The sequence below is a fragment of the Bradyrhizobium sp. CCGUVB14 genome (assembly GCF_024199935.1).
Taxonomy (GTDB): Bacteria; Pseudomonadota; Alphaproteobacteria; order Rhizobiales; family Xanthobacteraceae; genus Bradyrhizobium.
The window spans coordinates 4292695-4313854 of sequence record NZ_JANADS010000001.1 but is presented as its reverse complement, the minus strand read 5'-3'; the positions used below and the strand labels follow the sequence as shown (position 1 = coordinate 4313854).

Annotated in this window: 21 protein-coding genes; 2 read left to right on the top strand and 19 right to left on the bottom strand. The window is 63.4% G+C overall.

The genetic code is table 11. From position 1 onward, the window contains the following. Positions 1 to 80 precede the first annotated feature (80 nt). From NLM32_RS19785 to NLM32_RS19770, 4 genes are all read right to left on the bottom strand, one after another. A complete protein-coding gene (locus NLM32_RS19785; protein WP_254130582.1) occupies positions 81 to 1166 on the bottom strand; it encodes an ABC transporter ATP-binding protein in 1086 nt (361 codons plus the stop codon). Between the two features lie 6 nt (positions 1167 to 1172). Then, the gene (locus tag NLM32_RS19780; RefSeq protein WP_375143645.1) at positions 1173 to 2057 is read right to left on the bottom strand and encodes a carbohydrate ABC transporter permease; all 885 of its coding nucleotides are present in this window, start codon (positions 2055 to 2057) and stop codon (positions 1173 to 1175) included. Between the two features lie 5 nt (positions 2058 to 2062). Continuing rightward, positions 2063 to 2941: a carbohydrate ABC transporter permease gene (locus NLM32_RS19775; protein WP_254130580.1), complete on the bottom strand. Its 879-nt coding sequence runs from the start codon at positions 2939 to 2941 to the stop codon at positions 2063 to 2065. Between the two features lie 73 nt (positions 2942 to 3014). Further along, complete coding sequence (locus tag NLM32_RS19770) at positions 3015 to 4259, bottom strand: ABC transporter substrate-binding protein (RefSeq protein WP_254130579.1); 1245 nt, start codon at positions 4257 to 4259, stop codon at positions 3015 to 3017. A gap of 150 nt (positions 4260 to 4409) precedes the next feature. Between NLM32_RS19770 and NLM32_RS19765 the strand changes: the two genes are divergently transcribed. Then, entirely contained in the window at positions 4410 to 5546 is a 1137-nt protein-coding gene (locus tag NLM32_RS19765; protein WP_254130578.1) for a LacI family DNA-binding transcriptional regulator, read from the top strand. Here NLM32_RS19765 and NLM32_RS19760 read toward each other — a convergent pair. The 15 genes from NLM32_RS19760 to NLM32_RS19690 all read right to left on the bottom strand — a co-directional run bounded on the left by NLM32_RS19760 (position 5486) and on the right by NLM32_RS19690 (position 20161). Beyond that, positions 5486 to 6259: an SDR family NAD(P)-dependent oxidoreductase gene (locus NLM32_RS19760; RefSeq protein WP_254130577.1), complete on the bottom strand. Its 774-nt coding sequence runs from the start codon at positions 6257 to 6259 to the stop codon at positions 5486 to 5488. The genes NLM32_RS19765 and NLM32_RS19760 overlap by 61 nt on opposite strands. Before the next feature lie 131 nt (positions 6260 to 6390). Continuing rightward, on the bottom strand, positions 6391 to 7380 hold the full coding sequence (gene dhaK / locus NLM32_RS19755) for a dihydroxyacetone kinase subunit DhaK (protein WP_254130576.1): 990 nt from the start codon (positions 7378 to 7380) through the stop codon (positions 6391 to 6393). A gap of 38 nt (positions 7381 to 7418) precedes the next feature. After that, entirely contained in the window at positions 7419 to 7850 is a 432-nt protein-coding gene (locus NLM32_RS19750) for a hypothetical protein (RefSeq protein WP_027557146.1), read from the bottom strand. Further along, positions 7847 to 9469, bottom strand: coding sequence for a phosphoenolpyruvate--protein phosphotransferase (ptsP, locus tag NLM32_RS19745; RefSeq protein ID WP_254135365.1), 1623 nt, complete (start codon positions 9467 to 9469; stop codon positions 7847 to 7849). Before ptsP ends, NLM32_RS19750 begins: the two co-directional genes overlap by 4 nt. After that, positions 9450 to 9764: an HPr family phosphocarrier protein gene (locus NLM32_RS19740; RefSeq protein WP_254130575.1), complete on the bottom strand. Its 315-nt coding sequence runs from the start codon at positions 9762 to 9764 to the stop codon at positions 9450 to 9452. The genes ptsP and NLM32_RS19740 overlap by 20 nt, the downstream gene beginning before the upstream one ends. Then, positions 9757 to 10143 carry a dihydroxyacetone kinase phosphoryl donor subunit DhaM gene (gene dhaM / locus NLM32_RS19735; RefSeq protein ID WP_027557143.1) on the bottom strand — a complete coding sequence of 129 codons (387 nt, stop codon included), beginning with the start codon at positions 10141 to 10143 and terminating at the stop codon, positions 9757 to 9759. Before dhaM ends, NLM32_RS19740 begins: the two co-directional genes overlap by 8 nt. Continuing rightward, positions 10140 to 10754 (bottom strand): dihydroxyacetone kinase subunit DhaL, encoded by a 615-nt coding sequence (dhaL, locus tag NLM32_RS19730; RefSeq protein WP_254130574.1) that lies wholly within the window; start codon positions 10752 to 10754, stop codon positions 10140 to 10142. Before dhaL ends, dhaM begins: the two co-directional genes overlap by 4 nt. Next, positions 10751 to 11758: an ABC transporter ATP-binding protein gene (locus NLM32_RS19725; RefSeq protein WP_254130573.1), complete on the bottom strand. Its 1008-nt coding sequence runs from the start codon at positions 11756 to 11758 to the stop codon at positions 10751 to 10753. The genes dhaL and NLM32_RS19725 overlap by 4 nt, the downstream gene beginning before the upstream one ends. Beyond that, positions 11751 to 12848 carry an ABC transporter ATP-binding protein gene (locus NLM32_RS19720; protein ID WP_254130572.1) on the bottom strand — a complete coding sequence of 366 codons (1098 nt, stop codon included), beginning with the start codon at positions 12846 to 12848 and terminating at the stop codon, positions 11751 to 11753. The genes NLM32_RS19725 and NLM32_RS19720 overlap by 8 nt, the downstream gene beginning before the upstream one ends. Before the next feature lie 4 nt (positions 12849 to 12852). Continuing rightward, entirely contained in the window at positions 12853 to 13065 is a 213-nt protein-coding gene (locus NLM32_RS19715; RefSeq protein ID WP_254130571.1) for a hypothetical protein, read from the bottom strand. Continuing rightward, on the bottom strand, positions 13062 to 14015 hold the full coding sequence (locus NLM32_RS19710; RefSeq protein ID WP_254130570.1) for a carbohydrate ABC transporter permease: 954 nt from the start codon (positions 14013 to 14015) through the stop codon (positions 13062 to 13064). Before NLM32_RS19710 ends, NLM32_RS19715 begins: the two co-directional genes overlap by 4 nt. Then, a complete protein-coding gene (locus NLM32_RS19705; RefSeq protein WP_254130569.1) occupies positions 14012 to 14971 on the bottom strand; it encodes a carbohydrate ABC transporter permease in 960 nt (319 codons plus the stop codon). Before NLM32_RS19705 ends, NLM32_RS19710 begins: the two co-directional genes overlap by 4 nt. Positions 14972 to 15073: 102 nt before the next feature. Beyond that, entirely contained in the window at positions 15074 to 16420 is a 1347-nt protein-coding gene (locus NLM32_RS19700; protein WP_254130568.1) for an ABC transporter substrate-binding protein, read from the bottom strand. A gap of 349 nt (positions 16421 to 16769) precedes the next feature. After that, positions 16770 to 18068, bottom strand: coding sequence for an L-rhamnose catabolism isomerase (rhaI, locus tag NLM32_RS19695; RefSeq protein ID WP_254130567.1), 1299 nt, complete (start codon positions 18066 to 18068; stop codon positions 16770 to 16772). After that, the gene (locus NLM32_RS19690) at positions 18065 to 20161 is read right to left on the bottom strand and encodes a bifunctional rhamnulose-1-phosphate aldolase/short-chain dehydrogenase (protein ID WP_254130566.1); all 2097 of its coding nucleotides are present in this window, start codon (positions 20159 to 20161) and stop codon (positions 18065 to 18067) included. Before NLM32_RS19690 ends, rhaI begins: the two co-directional genes overlap by 4 nt. A 184-nt stretch (positions 20162 to 20345) precedes the next feature. Between NLM32_RS19690 and NLM32_RS19685 the strand changes: the two genes are divergently transcribed. Next, complete coding sequence (locus NLM32_RS19685; protein WP_254130565.1) at positions 20346 to 21158, top strand: DeoR/GlpR family DNA-binding transcription regulator; 813 nt, start codon at positions 20346 to 20348, stop codon at positions 21156 to 21158. Positions 21159 to 21160 lie beyond the last annotated feature (2 nt).

Sequence of the window (21160 nt, the reverse complement as noted above, 5' to 3'; positions counted from 1 at the left end):
AATCCCCAGCCCCAAGGAATCAAGCAAATGCAGGGAATCACAATCCGCGCGTCGCGCGAAGCGACTTTTTCAGCAGCCTGTTAAAGGCGCTGGCCGCTCGTCTCATCGAACAGCGACATGGCGTCGACGGGGAAGCGGACGGTCAACGTGTCCCCCACACGCATTGGCGCGTCCGCATCATGGCGGAAGGAGAAGGCGGCGCCATCAGCAAGGCGGCACCAGATCAATGTGTCGGCACCCATCGGCTCGACCATTTCGACGCGCGCGGACACCGAGGATGGATCGCTGGACGCCGTCAGTTCGATGTGCTCGGGCCGGATGCCGAGAACGGCCGGCGCGTCGGTCGTCTGGCTATGCAAGGCATAGCCGTTCAGACCGATCCGGTTTGCGCCGACGACAAACGCGAGCTCGCTGCCACACGCGAGCCGGCCGGGAATGAAGTTCATCGCCGGTGAGCCGACGAAAGAAGCGACGAAGCGGTTCACGGGTTCGCGATAGATCTTCCTCGGCGTATCGAGCTGCTGGATCACGCCACCCTGCATCACCGCGATCCGGTCCGCCAGCGTCAGCGCCTCGATCTGATCGTGCGTCACGTAGATCATCGTGGCACCCAGCCGTGCGTGCAGCCGCTTGATCTCGACTCTGAGCTCGGCACGCAGCTGGGCGTCGAGATTGGAGAGCGGCTCGTCAAACAGATAGACGCCCGCATGGCGCACCAGCGCTCGCCCGATTGCGACACGCTGGCGCTGCCCGCCGGAAAGCTCGCTGGGACGGCGGTCGAGAAGATTGGTGAGCCGCAGGATCTGCGCGGCCTCTCCGACGCGGCGCTCGATCTCGTCTCGCGGCGTGCCCGCGACCGTCAGCCCGAACGACATGTTCCGGCGCACGCTCATGCGTGGATAGAGCGCGTAGCTCTGGAACACCATTGCGATGCCGCGATCCTTCGGCTCTGCCCATGTGACATCCCGGCCGCCGATATGGATCTCGCCACCCTTGGCCTCGATCAGCCCGGCGATCGCATTGAGCAATGTCGACTTGCCGCAGCCGGAGGGCCCGAGCAGCACGAGGAATTCGGACTCGCCGACATGGAGATTGAGATTCTCCAGCACCTTCAGGCCGCCAAAGCCGATCTGCAGGCCTCTGATATCGACGTCCGATTTCTGCATGCTGCGTCAGCCTTTCACGGCACCGGCGGCAATGCCGCGCACGAACCACCGACCGGAACCGAAATAGACAACGAGCGGCAACAGCGCGGTCAGCAGCGTCGCAGCCATGTCGACATTGTAGGCGCGCTCGCCTTGCGTCGAGTTGACGATGTTGTTGAGCTGAACCGTCATCGGCAGATTGTCGCGGCCGGCGAAGACAAGCCCCAGGATGAAATCGTTCCAAATTCCGGTGGTCTGCAGGATCACCGCGACCACGATCATGGGGGTGGCCATCGGCATCATGATCCGCGCATAGATCTGATAGAAGCCGGCGCCGTCGACACGGGCGGCCTTGAACAACTCGACCGGCAACGATGCAAAATAATTGCGGAACAGCAGCGTCATGGTGGGAAGGCCGAAGATCGTGTGAATCATCACGATGGTTGAGAGCGATTGCCCGAGTCCGGCGAAGGAGAACACGCGAACCAAAGGATAGATGAACACCTGATAGGGAATGAAGGCGACCACCATCATCGCACCGAACAGCACGTTGGCGCCGCGCACACGCCATAGCGACAGCGCATAACCGGTGAGCGAGCCGACCAGGATGGAGAGGACAACCGACGGCACCAGGATACGCAGCGAATTGAGAAAGCCGATCTTGATACCTTGGCAGGTCAGACCCGTGCAAGCCGAACTCCAGGCCTTGACCCATGCGTCGATGCTGGGAGCTGCGGGCAAGGCCAACAAATTGCCCTGTCGGATCTCGACCATCGGCTTCAACGACGTGACTACCATCACATAGAGCGGAAGCAGGAAGTAGAGCGCGGTAATGAAGATAAAGGCATACAGGCCCCAGCGCGCCGGGGTCATGCGCTTGCTCCGCCGCGCCGCGGACAAAGGCTGCACCAAGGCGGTCATCGCATCTCTCCCTTGCGCGCGCGCCAGTAAAGATAGGGAGCGACCACCGCGATCACCGTAATCAGCATGGTGGTCGCTGCCGCCGTCGCAAGTCCGATGTTGGCGCGCTCGAACAGATGATCCATGACGAATTTTGCCGGCACCTCCGAGGCGATGCCCGGCCCGCCATTGGTCATCGCGACCGAGAGATCGTAGAGGCGCACCACGCCCGTCGAGAGCAGCACCGCGGCAGTCGCAAAGCTGGCACCCATCATCGGGATGATGATCGACACATAGACCCGCCATTTCGGCAGGCCGTCGACCCGCGCCGCCTTCCAGATTTCGTCGTCGACGCCGCGCAGGCCGGCGAGCATGATCGCCATCACCAGCCCCGAAGCCTGCCAGACGCCGGCAATGACCAGGCAATAGATTGCGGTCTCCGGCCGTACAATCCAGTCGAAGGTGGCGCCTTCGAAGCCCCAGCTGCGCAACACATGCTGGATGCCGAGCGTGGGGTTGAGCAGCCATTGCCAGACCAACCCCGTAACCACGAATGACATCGAATAGGGATAGAGATAGATCGAACGGATCGTATCTTCGGCGCGCACCCGCTGATCGATCGCAACCGCCAGCAGGAAGCCGATCAGAAGCGTGAGGGAAACGAACAGCACACCGTAGATGACGATGTTGTGGACCGAGGTGATCCAGCGGTCGTTGCCGAGCAACAGCTGATATTGGCGGAGCCCGACGAAATTGCTGTTCGGCAGCATGCGCGAGTTGGTCAGCGACATCCAGACGGTCCAGCTGGTGGCGCCGATATAGACGACGAACATCACCACCAGCGCCGGCAAGAGCGCGGAGATCGCGGACAGTCGGGAACTCAGCGCAAGACGCATGACATCGCCGGATTGAAGAGAAGTCGACGGGGAGTAAGGGCGACCGACAGTTCGCCGGCCGCCTTTGGTGACATCACTCCTGGGACTTCAGCACCGCTACGACCTTGGCTGAAAATTCATCGGCACTCATATTGGTGTTCCAATATTGCGAGATGGCATCCTGCAGCGCACCGATCGTCGCCGGCGGTGCCAGCATGTCGCCGGACGGCATTTGCTGGGCTTTGTCTGCGACATAGCGCATACCCTTCTGGGCGCAAGCGTCGAGTGCAGATGTATCGACATCGCTACGTACGGGAATCGAGCCCTTCTTCAGCGCGAATTGGATCTGGGTCTCGGGCGTCAGCATCAGTCTCGCCAAGGTCATCTGCGCCTTGGTCGTGGATGAATCCTTCGCCTTCGGGAAGACGAACACGTCGCCGCCCATCACGTAGCCGCCGCTGCCATTGGATAGCACCGTGCAGCCATAGTCCTTGTCGGCGACCTTGCCCGCCGCAACGAATTCGCCCTTGGCCCAGTCGCCCATGATCTGCATTCCGGCCTTGCCCTGGATGACGAGATTGGTCGCGTCATTCCAGTTGCGGCCGGGCGCGCCGGCATCGACATAGTCCTTGAGCTTCTTGTAGGTGACGGCGACCGCCTTGAATTCGGGGCTCCCCGCCAGCGAGACGTCGCGCTTGCCGAGGATGCCGGTCCACATCTGTGCGCCACCAACGCCGATCATGACCGCATTGAACAGGTTTTGCTCCCAGTTCTTCTGACCCGAGAAGGCCAGCGGGATCACCTTTCCGTCGGCCTTAAGCTTGTCGAGAATGGCGAGAGCGTCAGTCCAGGTCTTCGGCTCGGCAGCGCCAACGGAGGCCAGCACGGTCTTGTTGTACCAGAGCCAATTCTGACCGTGGATGTTGATCGGCACCGCATACATCTTGCCGTTGCGAGTTGCCGCGGCAACGATCGCGGCAGGCATGACACCCCTCCAATTGCCCTCAGTCGCGACCGCATCGACATCGGCAAGCAGATCGCCTTCCACCAGTTCATCAAACTGCTTGCCGGTGTTGAGCTGCATCGCAGTCGGAGGATTGCCGGCAACGGTGCGGCTGATCGCGGCGTTTCGCGCGTTGGCGGCGCCGGCCACGGCGCTATCGACCCACGTCCCACCGGCCTTGGTGAACTGATCGGCGAACACCTTCACCGCGGCGGCCTCTCCACCGGAGGTCCACCAATGAATCACCTCGGCCTTCATCTCTTCTGCCGAGACCGGCGCTCCAGCCAAGGCAATGGCGGCAATCGCCACTGATGCGAACAGCGTGCGCTTCATCATTCCCTCCCTGATCTGCCTTTGCAGGCTTTGCATTCGGCTTTCGGCCTTTAAGGGCTCATTGCTTTACCGAATGTAATCGATTACATGAAGGCTAGCAGAACTCCTGGCTTTTGCAAGCGCCGTTGCGCCTCCGAGAGGACGAGCCTTTCCATGGCAAAACGAAGCAGAACGACGCGCCCAAAGGCCACCAAGATCGCCGATGTCGCGCGACTGGCAGGAGTTTCGGTTGCGACCGTCAGCCGGACGCTGGCGCGCCCCGAGGTCGTGATTGAGGAAACCCGCACACGCGTGCTCGCCGCGGTGCGCGAGACCGGCTACGCGCCCAACATTTCCGCAAGGAACCTGCGCGCCCGAAAGACCATGGTCGTGCTGGTGGCGGTGCCCGACATCGCCAACCCCTTCTTCGCTGAGGTCCTGCAGGGCATCGATGATACGCTATCGGCCGCCGGTTATGGACTCATCATCGCCAATCTAACCGGCTCGCCGGAGAAGGAGGCGCGCTACGTTGATCTGGTCTGCGCCGGCCAAGCCGACGGCGTGCTGCTCTTGTGCGGCCATGTGATGCGCAGCCCCGACCGCGACTTGCTCGAGGCGCGCGTGCCGCTCGTCGCCGCTTGCGAGTACATTTCCGGCGAAAGCTTCCCCCAAGTCACAATCGACAATGTCGGGACCGCCAGCGAGGCGGTGCGACACTTGGTTGAGCTCGGACACACAAGCATCGCCTATCTGTCCGGACCGAAATCCAACATTCTCGAGCAGCAGCGTTTCGAAGGCTATCGTCAGGCTTTGCGCGAGGCGGGTATTGCGGCTGAGGCAGACTTGATTCTGCCCGGCGATTTCACCTTCCGTACCGGCGTCGAGGCCGGCCGGGCGCTGCTGGCGCTCGGACCCGCGGCGCGTCCCACCGCCCTGTTTGCAGCCAATGACGAGATGGCGATCGGCCTTATCAAGACCGTGCACGCGGCCGGCCTGCAAGTCCCGGACGATCTCTCCGTCGTCGGCTTTGACGGCATTGCCTATGCCGACTATTGCGAGCCGACCTTGACAACCATCGTCCAGCCCCGCCGCGACCTCGGAGCCACCGCCGCAGCCGAACTAATTGCGCTGATGACGACCGGCAAGACGGGGCAGCGGAAGGACATCAATCTTCCTGCCACGCTGATGCTGCGCGACAGCACGCGTCCGCCGCGGAAGAGTCCCGGCGATTCATCCCAGGGCGCGAAGGACTACGACCCGGGCAGCGCGACGCCAGTCAGCTCGCGCAGCCTGCCGACCAGAGCGTCCTGAAACCCGGCGTCCGTTGCTTCGCTGGCCGGCTGCTGCTCCTGTAAATGATGCCAATAGCGACCACTGACCAACGCGGCGGGGTCGTTGCTTACGGCCAACCAGGTTTGTGTCTTCTGTCCTGTCGCGATATCGACCGGGGCGCCTGAGCCGCCCATCCTTGTGCGCGCCCAGCCGGGATCAACCGCGTTGCTCAGGACCTGCGGCCAACGTCGCGCCAGCGCGAACGCAAGCGCAACGACGTGAAGCTTGCTCTCGGCATAAGCCTTTGCAGCATCCCAGGACCTCTTCGTCCAGTCGAGATCATTCAGCGACCCCTCCCCGCCGCGATGCAAGCCGCTGCTGAGATAGACCAATCTGGCGGGGCGCTCGATCAGCGCCGTCAACATGTAGGGCGCAAGGGTGTTGATCGCCAATGTGCTCGCATGGCCTTCCAGAGTCGAACCTCGATTCGGCTGCGTGTAGACACCGGCGTTGTGAATGACGGCATCCATGCGCCCGATCGCGTTCACCTGATCCGCGATGCTCCTGGTCTCGGTGCCGTTCTGGAGATCGCCGATCACAACAGCCTCAGCGCGAGGGGCGAGCTCTTCGAGCGCCGCGGCGCGATCGGCCGAACGTGCGTGCAGCACCACGCGGTGACCTTGGTCGAGGAGCGATTGCGCCGCCGCCCGGCCAAGCCCGTCGGTGCTGCCAGTGATGAAAACGATTGCCATGCGGTGCTCCTCTGGGCGTTTCAGGCCGACACTCCACCGATGGCATCTGCGGGGCAAGCTGCTTGACCGACGGCCGCATGGCGAGCTTGGGGATTATCCTATCGTCGTGGATGATTGAAGCTTTCCGTCCGTCAGATACCCCAGCGTAGCGCCGCCGTATGCACCTGGGCATCCCACAATTCTTTTGACCGGCCATCGAGCACTGAGACAGTGATGGAGGCACCCGCCATATCCAGGGACGTCACATAGGAACCGGTCAAGAAACGTGTCGCCGTGATCCCCGCCCCGTCCAGAATGCGCTTGGCGCTATTGACCATCAGATAGAGTTCGATCAGTGGCGTTGCGCCGAACCCGTTGACCAGAAGCAGAACCTCGCTGCCCTTGCTCGGCGCAAGATCACCCAGGATCGCATTGAGCATCTCGGCAGCGATGGCATTGGCGGACGCCAGCGGCACTCTGCGGCGACCCGGCTCGCCGTGAATGCCGACCCCCATTTCCATTTCATTATCGGCCAGGGTGAAATTCGGCCGGCCCGCTGCCGGAACGGTGCACGGCAGGAGCGCCACGCCCATCGAGCGTGTGCGCCGATTCACGTCATCGCCGAGCGTCTTGAGCGCGGCAAGCGGCATGCCTTTTTCGGCCGCGGCACCGACCATCTTTTCCACGATCAGCGTGCCTGCAACACCGCGCCGACCGGTCGTGTAGGTCGACTTCTCGACCGCGACGTCGTCGTTGGTCACCACGCTGGCGATCTCGCGTCCGGCCATCTCGGCGGCCATGGTGAAATTCATCACATCGCCTTCGTAGTTCTTGACGATGAAGAGCACGCCTGCCCCGGTGTCGACGGCCTCGGCCGCCTCGATCATCTGATCCGGCGTCGGCGAGGTGAAGACCTGGCCCGGACAGGCGGCATCGAGCATGCCGTGACCGACGAAGCCCGCATGGAGCGGCTCGTGTCCCGAGCCGCCGCCCGAGATCAGCGCGACCTTGCCCGGCTTCAGGGTACGGCGGCGCACGAACTTCCTGTCGCCGCCGAGCAGCAGGATATCGGCATGCGCCGCAGCCAATCCTTCGAGACTCTCTTCGAGCACCGCATCCGTGCTGTTGATCAGCTTTTTCATGGCGTCCTCCCGGTTATCTTTTTTGCAGTCACAATTCGTCAGCCGATGCTTTCGGCGTAGCGTGCGAGCTGGGCAGCGAAGTCGACGATGAGCTGCTCGAGCGCGCGATTCTTCTTGTCGTCACCGAGATCGGGCACCGTCACGGTCACGACGCGGGTGCGCGCCTCGCGATGGGCGCCGCGCAACCGTCCCGGATGTGCGCGACCATAGGCTTCGAGGAAAGCCGCACGCTCGGCACCGGCGAGATGGCAGACCTCGAAGATGATGGGGACATGCTTCGCCGGAATCGGCACCAGATAGGCCGGATTGGTGATCTGGCTGACGAAGGAGCGGTTCTTGCCGAGCGCCGCCGCGAGCTTCAACCGCGTACCGGACGGCCGGTTGTCGAGGGCCCGCCGCAGGATCAGTTTGTAGTCCGCGACGTTGCTGTCGCCCGGCCGGCTTGTGTCCTCGCCTGCGTCGTCGCTCATGCGGTCACCCCGGCGATCGCAGCCTTGAGCCGTGCCACCGCAATCGGCGAGACCGAGAGCGTCGTCAGGCCCGTCGCCAGTAGCGCTTTCGTCAAGCGCGTATCGGCCGCCGCATCGCCGCAGAGCGAGACCTCGACGCCGCGCTTGCGCCCGGCCTCGACGGTCCGCGCGATCAGCGCCAGCACCGCGGGATGACCGGCATCGTTGAGGTCGGCGACAGCGCCGATGTCGCGCGCCGCAGCCATCGTATATTGGGTCAGGTCGTTCGACCCGATGGAATAAAATGCAGCGCCAAAATCCTCCGCGCAGAGCGCTGCCGCCGGGACCTCGACCATGATGCCGAGCGGTGGCCGCGCGCAGGCGATGCCTTCTGCCGTCAGCATCGCAAACTCCGCATCCAGCATGGCGTTGGCACGATCGAGCTCGGCGGGGACCGCAATCATCGGCAACATCACCTTCAACGTGCCATGGACGGCCGCACGGCACAGCGCCCGCAACTGCACGCGAAACACCTCCGGCCGCGCAAGCGAGAGCCGGATCCCGCGCAGGCCCAGAAACGGATTGCGCTCGCTATCGACCGTCAGGCCGGCAATTGGCTTGTCACCGCCGGCATCGAGCGTGCGGATCGTCACCGGCCGTCCCGCAGCCCATTCGAGAATGCGTCGATAGACCGCGTATTGCGCATCCTCACCGGGCAAGCCCCTCGATCCCTCGAACAGAAATTCGGTCCGCACGAGTCCGATGCCGTCGCAAATAGCGGGATCGAGGCCTTCGACATCTTCGGGCGCTGCGACGTTGAGAAGGACGGCGATGCGCCGGCCGTCGGCCGTCACAGCCGGCTTGAGGCGGCCCGCGTCGGCAGCGATCTGCGCTGCATTCGCCGCCGCCATCCGATGCTCGAACAGGCGGCGCGTTTCGGGCTGGGGATCGAAAATCACGGTGCCGGTATCGCCGTCGACAAGCGCCAGCGACGGCGGCTGTCCGTTCCATGGCAATGGACCCAATCCGACCACCATGGGAGCGCCGCGCGATCGCGCGAGCATCGCGACATGCGACGACGGCGATCCGCTCGCGAGCGCAATGGCGCCACCGCGGGTCCAGTCGACTGCCAGGAATGTCGACGGCGAAATATCATCGCCCGTGACGACGGAATCGCCGGAGATCCTTGCGACCTGATCCGCGCCGTTCAAACCCGCAAGCACGCGATCGCGAATGTCGACCAGATCGGCAGCACGAGCCCTGAAATATTCCTCATCCGCGGCGTGATAGCCCGCAATCTCCACGTCCAGCGCTGCGCACCAAGCCTCATCGGCAGCCGTGCCGCCCGCAATGGCTTCGTAAGCTCCCTCCGAAAGCGCATCGTCACCGAGCATCGCGACCTGGAATTCCAGGATCTCCGCGGCTTCGCCATGAACCGTCGCGATCAGTTCGGCGAGCTCTGTGGCTGCCCCATCGATCGCCGCCTTCAGCGCCGCGGCCTCCTGCGCGGGATCACCCTTGGTCACCCTGCTCGCCACAGCGCTCGTCAGCACGGCGACCGGGCCGATGGCGAGGCCAGGCGAAGCAGGATGGCCGGTGAGATGGATCTCGCCCACGATTTTACGCCTCGCCGAAACCATCATGCACCAGCGCCAGCATGGCCGCGAGCGCCGCGTCACCATCGGGACCGGCGACGCGGAAATGCAGCGTTGCACCCTGCGGTGCTTTCACACGCATCACCTTCACCGGGCTCTTGGCGTCGGTCCAGGGTCCGTCGGCCGCAAGCGCGATTTCGATCTTTGCGGCAAAGCCCTTTGCCAATTGCGTGAGCTTCACCGATGGCCGCGCGTGCAGGCCGACCGGATTGACGAGGACCGCAGAAGCGGTCAGCGGCGCAAACGTCTGGGCCGCCCGGTTGGCGTTGGCATCATGCATAGAATTCCTCCGCACTGCGCTTGACGGCGGCAAGCGACGAGCCGCCCGAAGATTCGGTCGCAGCAATCACAGCCCCCTCGACCACCGGGGCATTACAAACCAGCACGCGCGCGCGCCGATCTTCGGGGAGCATCTCGACCGCCATCTCCGAATTGGTCTCGGCACCGCCGAGATCGACGAGGATCGCGACGCCTGCCGGTGACCAGGCCGTCTCGATCGCCTCGAGAATTCCGGCAACGTTCGTACCGAGCCCACCGTCGACATCCCCGCCGGTCCAGGCCAGCGGCACGGCATCCCCGACCATCTGGCGCACCATATCGGCCGCGCCTTCCGCGATCTTCGGCGAATGCGACACGATGACAATTCCGACATTGCTCATGTATTGACCTCGAACTCCAGTGTCTCAACTGCTGCGCCGATCAGAAGGGACGCCGAGCGCGAGCCCGGATCCATATGACCGATGGAGCGTTCCCCGAGAAACGACGCGCGGCCGCGAATCGCTTGCATCGGCGTGGTACGATCGGCCGCTTGCACAGCCTCCGCCGCGATCGCCCTGGCATCGCCGCCTCCCGCCAACACGGCGTGAACCGGCACCAGGACATCCAGCAGCGTCTTCTGCCCTGCCTCGGAACGGCCGCGCGCCTTGACGGCCTCGATCGCTTTCTCCGTCGCCGCGACGAGATCGGCCCGGCTCGGCTGCTCCGGAAGCGCCTTGCCCAGTTCCATGAAGAAGGTCCCGACCAGCGGCCCCGAGGCGCCGCCGACCTTCATGACCAGGGTCATTCCGATCGCCTTCAGCATCTCCGGGAGCGACTTGTCGGCAAGGCCCGGCAATGTCGCCAGCACCGCCTCGAAACCGCGCTTCATGTTCAGCCCGTGATCCCCATCGCCGATCGCCTGGTCAAGGCTCGTCAATTCGTCCGCGTGTTCAATCACGGCTCCTGCGAGCGCTCGCACCAGTCTTTCTCTGGCTACCCGATCAAGGCTCATGCCGCTACCCTCCAGCCCATCGCATCGAAAAACAGCGGTCTGTTCAGACGGAGCGACACCATATCTCCGGCGCCGAAGCCCGCCTCGGGATCCGCCAGGGTCACTACCGGCCGGCCGGCGAGGTCGAGATGGAGATGGCTCTGGTCGCCGAGATGTTCGACCCGCTTGACAGTCGCCGACACGTCACCACCGCCGCGCGCAATCGTCAGGTGCTCGGTCCGCGCGCCGACCGTCTCGGCGCCGGCCGGGGCACCGCCGAACAGGGCGGCCGGCAGCAGATTGATCGTTGGCTGGCCCAGCCTTGCTGCGACATGCGCGTTGATCGGGTTCTCGTAGATCTCGCGCGGCGTGCCGATCTGCATCAGCCGTCCGCCTTCGATCACGCCGATGCGCGAGGCCATGGTCATCGCTTCGGTCTGGTCGTGGGTGACATAGAGGATCGTCGCGCCGAGATCGACCTGGATCCGCTTGAGCTCGAGGCGCAGCTCGCCGCGAAGCTTGGCATCCAGCGAGGAGAGCGGCTCGTCCATCAGATAGATCGAGGGCGAACGCACCAGGGCGCGACCGATCGCGACGCGCTGCATCTGTCCGCCCGACAGCTGCGTCGCCTTGTTGTCCAACTTGGTTTCGATGTGAAGCAGACGCGCCACCTCCTGCACTTTCGCGCGGATATCCGCCTCCGGCACGCGGCGGGTCGGCGCGCGCAACGCGAAGGCCATGTTCTCGAACACAGTCAGATGCGGATACAGCGAATATTGCTGGAAGACAAAGGCGACGTCGCGGTCGGCCGGTGCATCGCCGGTCACGTCGCGCCCATCGATCCGGATCGAACCGCTGTCCGGCTGCTCCAATCCAGCAATCAAGCGCAAGGCCGTGGTCTTGCCAGCGCCTGTCGGCCCGAGCAACGCGACGAACTCGCCGTCACCAATGGTCAGCGACAGATCGCTCAAGGCTTGCGTCTTGCCAAACGCCTTGGAGACGGCGTTGATCTCGACCTCAGCCATGCGTGCCTCCTTCATGCAGCGCGGTGCGAATCGCCCGGCCCGATGCCTTGTCGAAGATCGACAGCGTATCGGGCCGGAAGTCGAGCCCGACAGTCTCGCCGGTCCGGAACGATCTGCTGCTGGGTGAGCGGGCCTTGAGTGCGCCGTAATGCGTCGTCACGGTCACGATCTGCGTCGTGCCGAGATATTCCGTCCCATAGACCTCGCCGCGAACCATGCCGCGATCGGTGAAGCGCACGTGCTCTGGCCGTATCCCGAGCACGAGCTCGCTTTCCGCCATCGCCTCGCGCGCAGCTGGAATGGCAACGTCTCGCTCGCCTAGCCTAATCGCGTCTGCGCCTGTCTGCAGGCCTCCGCGGAACGGGAGGAAATTCATGGGCGGCGAGCCGATGAAATCCGCGACGAACAGCGAAGCCGGCCGGTCATAGATGTCGCGCGGGCTTGCGACCTGCTCGACGACGCCGTTGTTCATCACCGCGATCCTGTCGGCCATCGCCATGGCCTCGAGCTGGTCATGCGTAACATAGACGGTCGTCGCACCCAGCCGGTCATGCAGGGACCGCAGCTCATGAATCATGGCCTCCCGCATCTCGGTATCGAGCGCGCCGAGCGGCTCGTCCATCAGGAAACATTTCGGCTTGCGCACGATCGCCCGTCCAAGCGCGACGCGCTGACGGTCGCCGCCGGCGAGGCCCGACACGGAGCGGTCGAGGAGATGGGAGATCCGCAGGATGCGCGCGGCCTCGACGACCCGCCGGTCGCGCTCGGCGGCACTGATCCCTTCGCATTTCAAGGGAAAGCCGATATTGCGGCGGACATTCATGTGCGGGTAGAGCGCGAAGAGCTGGAACACGAAGGCGATGTCGCGCGCCGATGCGCGGTTCATCGTCACGTCTTCGCCATCGAGCCGGATGGTGCCTGATGTCGGCAGCTCCAGGCCGGCAATCATGCGGAGCGTCGTGGTCTTGCCGCAGCCGGACGGTCCGAGCAGGCAGAGGAACTGGCCGTCCTCGACCGTGAAGCTGGCGGACTTGACCGCATGAAACGCACCGAAGGATTTGTCGAGCGCCTCGACCTTGATCTGTGCCATCGCCCTACTCCCGAACCTTCGACACGATGGTGAACATCACCGTGCCGAACAGGGTCGTCGCAAACGACCATGAATACAGTGTCAGCGACAACGGCTGCATCAGCATCACGACACCGGCGGCGATGATCGTCGTCGCCACCGCTTCGAGCGGACCGCGGCGCAGAATGCGGTCTGCGAGACCGCGACGCGCGATGGATGGGCTGGCATCGATACTCATTTGCGGACGGCTCCAAAGGTGATGCCGCGCAGCAGATGCTTGCGCAGAAGCACCGTGAACACCACGATCGGCACCAGGAACAGCGTCGTGCCGGCAGCCACTGCGGGCCAGTCCTGCCCGCCCTCGCCGATGATGATCGGAATGAAGGGCGGCGCGGTCTGCGCGTTGCCCGAGGTGAGAAGCACCGCGAAGGCGTATTCGTTCCAGGCGAAGATCAGGCAGAAGATTGCGGTTGCCGCGATTCCCGTAGTGGCCTGCGGCAGCACCACCTTCACGAAGGCCTGAAAGCGGGTATATCCGTCGATCATCGCCGCCTCCTCGTACTCACGCGGGATTTCGTCGATGAACCCCTTGAGCAGCCACACTGCGAGCGAGACGTTGACCGAGGTGTAGAGCAGGATCATGCCGAGTCGCGTATCCGACAATCCGATGGTGCGGTACATCAGGTAGATCGGGATCGCGACCGCAATCGGCGGCATCATCCGGGTCGACAGGATGAAGAACAGCAGATCGTCCTTCAGGGGCACGCGGAACCGCGAGAAGCCGTAGGCCGACAAGGTGCCGAGCGCGACGGCAAGTACGGTCGATCCGAACGCGATGATCAGCGAATTGACGAAGCGCGGCACATAGTTCGAGGGGCCCGCGACCACCATGTTGCGGCTGCGCGCGATGCTGTCGCACATCCCCTGCGGCGGTCCCAGCGAGCGGATGAACTCCGGCGTCTGGCGCGAGCGGGTCGTGAACAGGTTGCAGAAGCCTTCGAGCGACGGCTTGAACAACACTTTTGGCGGATAGGAGATCGCATCATCCGGCGACTTGAACGCGGTGAGCATGATCCAGACCAACGGGATCATGGTGATGACGGCATAGAGCACGACGAGTGAACCGGCAAAGCGTCGCGTGGTGGCCGACGGCTCGACGACGGAATGGGCTGTGGTTGCTGAGGTCATCGGCTTTTCACCTTGTTCAGCGCTTTCACATAGATGTTGGCGAGGCCGAAGACCGTCACGAACAGGATGATCGCGAAGGCCGAGGAATAGCCGGTGCGCCAGCTCTCGAACGCCGCACGCTTGAGCGTGATCGAGGCAACTTCCGTGGTCGATCCCGGCCCGCCGCCCGTGAGCAGATTGACCATGTCGAACATCTTGAAATTTTCGATGCCGCGGAACAGCACCGCCAGCATGATGAACGGCAGCGCCATCGGCAGCGTGATCGACCAGAACTGCTGCCATTTCGACGCGCGATCGACCTCGGCCGCCTCGTAGATGTAGTCCGGGATCGAACGCAGGCCGGCAAGACAAATCAGCATCACATAGGGCGTCCACATCCAGGCATCGACGATGACGATGGCCCAGGGGCTCAGCGTGACATCGCCCAGCATCTGGAACGATGAGGCCGCGCGTCCCGTGAAGAAGGCAACCACGTAATTGAACAAGCCGATCTGGGGCTGATACAGGAACGTCCAGAAATTGCCGACGACGGCCGGCGACAGCATCATCGGCAGCAGGATGATCGTGGTCCACATCCCGTGGCCGCGGAACTTCTTGTCGATGAGGTAGGCAAGGCCAAATCCGAGGACGGTCTCGATCACCACCGTCCAGATCACGAAATGCGCTGTCACCTGCATCGCCGCCCAGATATCCGGATCGGTCAGGATCGACTGGTACCAGTCGGCGCCCAGCCAAATCGTCGGCACGTTGGCGCGATTGGCGCGGTAGTTCGTGAACGAGAGATAGATCGTCCAGAGCAGCGGGAAGATGTTGATCGCCAGCAGCAGCACGATCGTCGGCGTGATGAACAGCCAGGCGAGCGTCCTGTCCGACAGGCCCCTGATACGACGCGCCATGCCTGGCCGGACCATGACGGCCCGATAGGTGATCCGCGAAGAGGCACTCAATTCATTCATTGCGTCGACCGATCCTGGCACCCGGGGCGTCGACAATGCGACGGTTCCGGTCGTCTCGAAGGAAAGGCCGGAGCGCAGCGTACGCGCTCCGGCCGGCTCGCGTCAGAACTTCTTGCCTTCTTCCTTGAAGATCGCCTTCCAGTCCTTCACCAGACCATCGAGCGCTTCCTGTGCGGTGCCCTTGTCGGCCACCACGTAGTCATGCACGCGCTTCTGCTCGGCCTGCAGCAGCTGGGCGTAGGAGGGCTCGGCCCAGAAGTCGACGACCATGCCCATCGACTGCAGGAACTCCTTGGCAAAGGGCGCGCTGGTCGGGAAGCTCGGATCGTTCAGCACGGACTTGGCACAGGAATAGCCGCCGAGCGCCCACCACTTCTTCTGGACGTCGCCGCCGGAGAACCACTTGATATATTGCAGCGCCTCGGCCTGGTTCTTCGAGTAGGAGACCACCGAGATGCCCTGGCCGCCGAGCTGCGTCGCCTGCCCGGCGGGACCGGCCGGATTGACGAAGAAGCCGATCTTGTCGCCACCGACATTCGGGTCCTTGTAGAGGCCCGGGAAGAAGGCGAAGAAGTTCATCTGCAGCGCGACCTGGCCGGACTTGAAGGCGTCAAGTCCTTCCGACATGTAGGAGTTGGAGGCGCCGGGCGGCGTGCAGCACTTATAGAGGTCCTTGTAGGCTTCGAGCCCCTTCACCGCGCTGGCCGAGTTCACGAACCCGTCCATCGCATAGGGCTTCTTCGGATCGTCGTATTTGAAGCCATAATCGTAGAGGTAGTTCGAGACGCCCATGGTGATGCCTTCCGAGCCGCGCTCGGTATAGATCGAGGCGCCATAGACCTTCTTGCCGTCGATCTCGCGACCCTGGAAGAATTGCGCGATGTCCTTGAGCTCATCCAGCGTCTTCGGCACGCCGATGTCGCGGCCGTACTTGGCCTTGAAGTCCTTCTGTACGTCCGGCCGTGCGAACCAGTCCTTGCGATAGGTCCAGCCCACCGCATCGCCCATCGCCGGCAGCGCCCAATAGTTCGGCGTGTTCTTCGGCCACTCGGAATAACCGACGACCGTGGCCGGCATGTAGTCGTCCATGCTGATTCCTTCCTTCTTGAAGAAATCGTTGAGCTTGACGTACTGGCCGTTCTCCGCGGCACCGCCGATCCATTGGGAATCGCCGATGATGAGATCGCACAGCGAGCCGTGCGAATTGAGTTCGTTCAGGAAGCGATCGGCGTAATTGGTCCACGGCACGAATTCGAACTTCATGCCGATGCCCGACTTGGCGGTGAAGTCCTTCGACAGTTCGACCAGCGCGTTGGCCGGATCCCAGGCGGCCCAGCACAGCGTGATGGTCTTGCCTTGCGCCTGCGCGGGCGTGGTCCCCGCTCCGACACTGAGCGCTGCGGCAACGGCGCCGCAAGCCACGACAAACGTCTTCATCGTTCGTTTCATTACACGTTCCCTCCGAGTGGGCCGGCCATCGACATGGCGCGGCTTTCCAACCCGCTCGAATGCTTCGAGCAGAGCGACACAGTCCATGACGAGCTGAATAACTAAACTAGCGTTTCCTCGCGCCACCCGGATTCTATAGGCCCGGCAGGCTCGATTTGTTTAGTGAACCACCGTTTACTAAACATTGCAAGCGGAGTTAGCGACGCCCCGCGCGCGGCGACAGCCCGTCACAAGCCAGAAGGCCTGCGACCATGGGGGGCCAGATCCTTGAAATCGACCGCGGCGCACCTCAGGCTGACGACGCGTTTTTGCCTTTACGGCCATCCCGAAAACGAGGGATCACTTTTTCCTAGACGATGCCTGCCGAAGTCCCGCCGACGTTGGGACGCTCCCCCGCCTTTCGCGCCCGATAGTTGGATGCGCGATAGGCCGCGATTGGTGCGATCGCTCCGCCGGCCCGCATGCGGGCGACGGCGAGGAGCGGCGAGACGTCCGTGGTGAAGGCGCGCTTCAATTCGAGATGGGCACCGAGCGCATCATTGGCCTCCTGCGCCGCTTCAAGGGCTGCGCGATCGACGACGAGCGCCTGCGCATAGGCGCGCTGCAACTCGATTGCCGATTGCATCAAACTCTCGATCGGATCGGTCACATTGTGCGACTGGTCGATCATGTAGGCCGGCGCGAAGCCTTTCGCCTTGCGACGTTCGGCGTCGATCAGCTCGTTGAAAACCAGAAACAGCCGGAACGGCTCGACCGAGCCGCTGTCGAGATCGTCGTCGCCGTACTTGGAATCGTTGAAATGGAAGCCCGCGAGCTTGTTGAAGCGAACGAGCCTGGCGACGATCTGCTCGATATTCACGTTCGGCGCGTGATGGCCGAGATCGACGAGGCAATGTGCCTTGGGCCCGAGCTCCTGCGCGACCGCAAAGCTCGTGCCCCAATCCGAGATCACGGTCGAGTAGAACGCCGGCTCGAAAAGCTTGTGCTCGAGGAACACCCGCCAATCGGAAGGCAGCGCCGCAACGACCTCGCGCATCGCGTCGATATAGCGGTCGAGCGCCCTGGTCAGGTTTGACTGACCGGCAAAGTTCGAACCGTCGGCGATCCAGACGGTCAGCGCCTTCGAGCCGAGCTTGCGGCCGATCTCGACACATTCGACGTTGTGGGCGACGGCCTGCGCCCGCACACGCGCATCGGTATGCGACAGCGAGCCGAACTTGTACGAAAGCTCTTGCCCCGGCTGATCCTGGAAAGTGTTCGAGTTGACTGCGTCGAAGGCAAGGCCGTGGCTCGCAGCCTGTTCGCGCAAGGCGGCATAGTCGTCGACCTTGTCCCACGGGATGTGCGGCGAGATGGTTGGGGTCGCGCGCGCCAATCGCTGGATCACGGCGCAATCGTCGATCTTCTCAAAGACATTGCGCGGCTCACCCGGCCCCGGAAAGCGGGCAAATCGCGTCCCCCCTGTGCCGACGCCCCAGGTCGGAATGGCGACGCCGAAGGCCATCACCTTCTGCACGAGTGCGTCCGCATCGATCCCGTGCCGCCCCAGCGCGCGCTTGAGCGCCTCATAGTCTTCGGTGATCGCCTCTTCGAGCCGCGCATTGTGCTCGGCGATGAAATCCGTGCTGATCGAGAATGGCGTGCTCATCGCGTGAAGGCCTGGGCGTTGCCGGCGTCGACATTGAGGATGTTGCCGGTCGACTTGGCCGAAAGGTCGGACGCGAAGAAGTAGACGCCCTCGGCAATATCCTCGGGAAACACCGACAGCTTGAGCATCGAGCGCTGGCGGTAGACTTCCTCGAGCTGGTCTTCGGTGACCTTGTTGGAGGCCGCACGCTGCTGGCGCCACTCGCCTTCCCAGATCTTGGAACCGCGCAGCACGGCGTCGGGATTGACCGTGTTGACGCGGATGCCATGCACCGCGCCTTCCAGCGCCAGGCAGCGGGCAAGATGGATCTCCGACGCCTTCGCGGCGCAATAGGCCGAGGCACCTGCCGAAGCGGCAAGACCGTTCTTCGAGGCGACGAAGATGATGGCCCCGCCGATGTTCTGGCGCTGCATCAGCCGGAATGCCTCGCGCGAGACGAGGAAATAACCCGTGGCGAGAATATCCATATTCTTCTGCCACAGCCCGAGGCTCGTGTCCTCGACAGGCGAAGCCGAGGCGATCCCGGCATTCGACACGACGATGTCGACACCGCCAAAGGCGCGCGCGGCCTCTTCGAACGAAGCGACCACCGCCGCCTCGTCGGTCACATCGAGCTTCACGCCGATCGCAGCATCCCGCCCATGGCGTTTCGTGATCGTCGCGACGCGCTCGTTGAGCGCCTTCTCGTCGATGTCAGCGATGACGAGGCACGCGCCCTCGCCGAGCAGCCGTTGCGCGGTCGCCCCGCCAATGCCGCCGGCGCCGCCGGTCACATAGGCAATCCGCCCGGCGAGCGATTTCGGCTTGGGCATGCGCTGGAGCTTGGCTTCTTCCAGCAGCCAGTATTCGATATTGAAGGCCTCCTGCTCGGCTAGGCCGACATAGGCGCTGACGCCAGAGGCGCCGCGCATGACGTTGATGGCGTTGACGTAGAACTCGGCCGCGACGCGCGCCGTCGCCTTGTCCTTGGCAAAGGTGAACATGCCTACCCCCGGCACGAGATACACGACCGCGTTGGGATCGCGCATGGCCGGCGAGTCCGGATGTCTGCAGCGCTCGTAATAGGCGGTGTAGTCGCGCCGGTAAGCCGCGAGAACGTCGTCGAGGCCTGCGATCACCTCGTCAAGATTATCGCGCCCGGGATCGTAGGGCAGCAGCAACGGCCGGATCTTGGTGCGAAGGAAGTGATCCGGACAGGAGGTGCCGAGCGGCGCCAGCTTCGCGAGCGCGCTGGAGTTGACGAATTCCAGTACCTCCGGCGCATCGGTGAAATGGCCAATCTTGCGCTCGTCGGTGGAGATCTTGCCGCGGATCAGCGGCATCAGCTTGGCTGCGATCGCGCGGCGCCTGTCCGGCGCGGCCGCTTGGACCTTGGCGCCGCTGAAAGCCGGCTTCCGCTCATGCGCGGCGAGCCAGTCGGCGGCCTGCTGAATCACACGCAAGGTCATCTCGTAACAGGCTTTCGACGTCTCGGCCCAGGTGAAGAGCCCGTGGCCGCCGAGGACCACGCCGACATAGTCGGGATGACGCGCGGCCATCTCGCCGAGCTTCAAACCGAGATCGAAGCCGGGCCGCTGCCACGGCAGAAAGCCGAGCTTGCCGCCGAAAACCTCGCGGGTCAGACGCTCGGCGTCTTCAGAGGCAGCAATGGCGATGACCGCATCGGCATGAACGTGATCGACATGCCGGTGCGGCACGAAGGCGTGCAAGGACGTATCGATCGAAGTCGCGCGCGGATTGAGATCGAAGGTGCAGTGATTGAACAAGCCGACCATCTCGTCCTCATGGGCGAGGCCGCGATAGAGGCCCTTCAGGCCCTCGAGCTTGTCGAGATACAACGTCGAAAAGCCGTCGCGCTTCATCGAGCCGATGTCGCCACCAGAGCCTTTGACCCAGAGCACGCGGACGTTCTCGCGCGTCAGCGGATCTTTCATCTCGATCTTGGCCGAGGTGTTGCCGCCGCCGAAATTGGTGACGCGCAGATCGGCTCCGAGCAGATTCGAGCGGTAGAGCAATTGACCGGCTTCATCGAGCCCGGAGGCGAGCGCGTCGTCCCATAGATTTGGCAGGGGCGTGGCCGCAACCTCGCTCATGACGCATCCTCCCTGTGCTTGATCTCCGAGCAGATTAGGCCGCGGATTCAATCAAGGTCAATCACCGACACTCAGCATCGCGACGCAATATGCTTGATGCAGCGCGATATTGATTGATTGTGACGGTTTCCAGTTGACCATCGGTCGAGAGCGTGAACTATTTACGAGCAAAAGGGAGGGCGACGTGCACGAGCGGGAACGCTGGCAGGTCATCAAGGCGCTCTTGCGCGAGCGATCGCTGGTGCGCATCGCCGACGCTTGTCGCGCGACCGGCGTCTCCGAAGCCTCGATACGGCGCGATTTCGCCAGGCTCGCCGAGCAAGGTGTCGCGATCAGGGTGCATGGCGGGCTCGAAGCGTTGCCCGAAGCCGCCAACGCACCGGGCGACGTCCTCTCCCTTGCCACCCGCTCCTTCGACGTCAGCCAGACGCTCAATATCGACGCCAAGCGTGCGATCGCGAAAGCGGCCGTCGCCCTCTGCGCCGATGGCGAGACGATCATCATCAATGGCGGCACGACCACGTATCAGATGGGCGAGTATCTGCGCGAGCGCCGCCTGAAGGTATTGACCAATTCCTATCTGCTCGCCGACGCCCTGATCCACACGTCGAAATGCCGCGTCGCCTTGCCGGGTGGCGAGGTCTATCGTGAACAGGGCATGATCGTCTCGCCGTTTGAGGAGGATGCGATCCAGCACTATTCGGCGACACGGATGTTCATGAGTGCGATCTCGATCGGTCCACTCGGCGTGATCGAAGGCGACCCCCTGCTCGCCCGCGCCGAATCCAAGCTGCTGAAGCGCGCCGACAAGCTGATCGTTCTCGCCGATTCATCGAAATTCGTCTCGCGTGGCAGCCTTGTCGTTTGCCCGCTCTCGCGCATCGATACGCTGATCACCGATTCCGATGCGCCGAGCGACGCACTCGACATGTTGCGCAGCCACGACGTCCGCGTCGTTGTCGTCGACGCCAGCTCTCAAACCACTGCGGCGGCGTGACC

Excerpts from the sequence above, each read along its gene's own strand:
- NLM32_RS19785 (WP_254130582.1), bottom strand. The coding sequence starts at position 1,166 with ATGCAGAAATCGGACGTCGATATCAGAGGCCTGCAGATCGGCTTTGGC.
- NLM32_RS19775 (WP_254130580.1), bottom strand. The coding sequence starts at position 2,941 with ATGCGTCTTGCGCTGAGTTCCCGACTGTCCGCGATCTCCGCGCTCTTG.
- NLM32_RS19770 (WP_254130579.1), bottom strand. The coding sequence starts at position 4,259 with ATGATGAAGCGCACGCTGTTCGCATCAGTGGCGATTGCCGCCATTGCC.
- NLM32_RS19765 (WP_254130578.1), top strand. The coding sequence starts at position 4,410 with ATGGCAAAACGAAGCAGAACGACGCGCCCAAAGGCCACCAAGATCGCC.
- NLM32_RS19760 (WP_254130577.1), bottom strand. The coding sequence starts at position 6,259 with ATGGCAATCGTTTTCATCACTGGCAGCACCGACGGGCTTGGCCGGGCG.
- dhaK (WP_254130576.1), bottom strand. The coding sequence starts at position 7,380 with ATGAAAAAGCTGATCAACAGCACGGATGCGGTGCTCGAAGAGAGTCTC.
- NLM32_RS19750 (WP_027557146.1), bottom strand. The coding sequence starts at position 7,850 with ATGAGCGACGACGCAGGCGAGGACACAAGCCGGCCGGGCGACAGCAAC.
- ptsP (WP_254135365.1), bottom strand. The coding sequence starts at position 9,469 with ATGGTTTCGGCGAGGCGTAAAATCGTGGGCGAGATCCATCTCACCGGC.
- NLM32_RS19740 (WP_254130575.1), bottom strand. The coding sequence starts at position 9,764 with ATGCATGATGCCAACGCCAACCGGGCGGCCCAGACGTTTGCGCCGCTG.
- dhaM (WP_027557143.1), bottom strand. The coding sequence starts at position 10,143 with ATGAGCAATGTCGGAATTGTCATCGTGTCGCATTCGCCGAAGATCGCG.
- dhaL (WP_254130574.1), bottom strand. The coding sequence starts at position 10,754 with ATGAGCCTTGATCGGGTAGCCAGAGAAAGACTGGTGCGAGCGCTCGCA.
- NLM32_RS19725 (WP_254130573.1), bottom strand. The coding sequence starts at position 11,758 with ATGGCTGAGGTCGAGATCAACGCCGTCTCCAAGGCGTTTGGCAAGACG.
- NLM32_RS19720 (WP_254130572.1), bottom strand. The coding sequence starts at position 12,848 with ATGGCACAGATCAAGGTCGAGGCGCTCGACAAATCCTTCGGTGCGTTT.
- NLM32_RS19715 (WP_254130571.1), bottom strand. The coding sequence starts at position 13,065 with ATGAGTATCGATGCCAGCCCATCCATCGCGCGTCGCGGTCTCGCAGAC.
- NLM32_RS19710 (WP_254130570.1), bottom strand. The coding sequence starts at position 14,015 with ATGACCTCAGCAACCACAGCCCATTCCGTCGTCGAGCCGTCGGCCACC.
- NLM32_RS19705 (WP_254130569.1), bottom strand. The coding sequence starts at position 14,971 with ATGAATGAATTGAGTGCCTCTTCGCGGATCACCTATCGGGCCGTCATG.
- NLM32_RS19700 (WP_254130568.1), bottom strand. The coding sequence starts at position 16,420 with ATGAAACGAACGATGAAGACGTTTGTCGTGGCTTGCGGCGCCGTTGCC.
- rhaI (WP_254130567.1), bottom strand. The coding sequence starts at position 18,068 with ATGAGCACGCCATTCTCGATCAGCACGGATTTCATCGCCGAGCACAAT.
- NLM32_RS19690 (WP_254130566.1), bottom strand. The coding sequence starts at position 20,161 with ATGAGCGAGGTTGCGGCCACGCCCCTGCCAAATCTATGGGACGACGCG.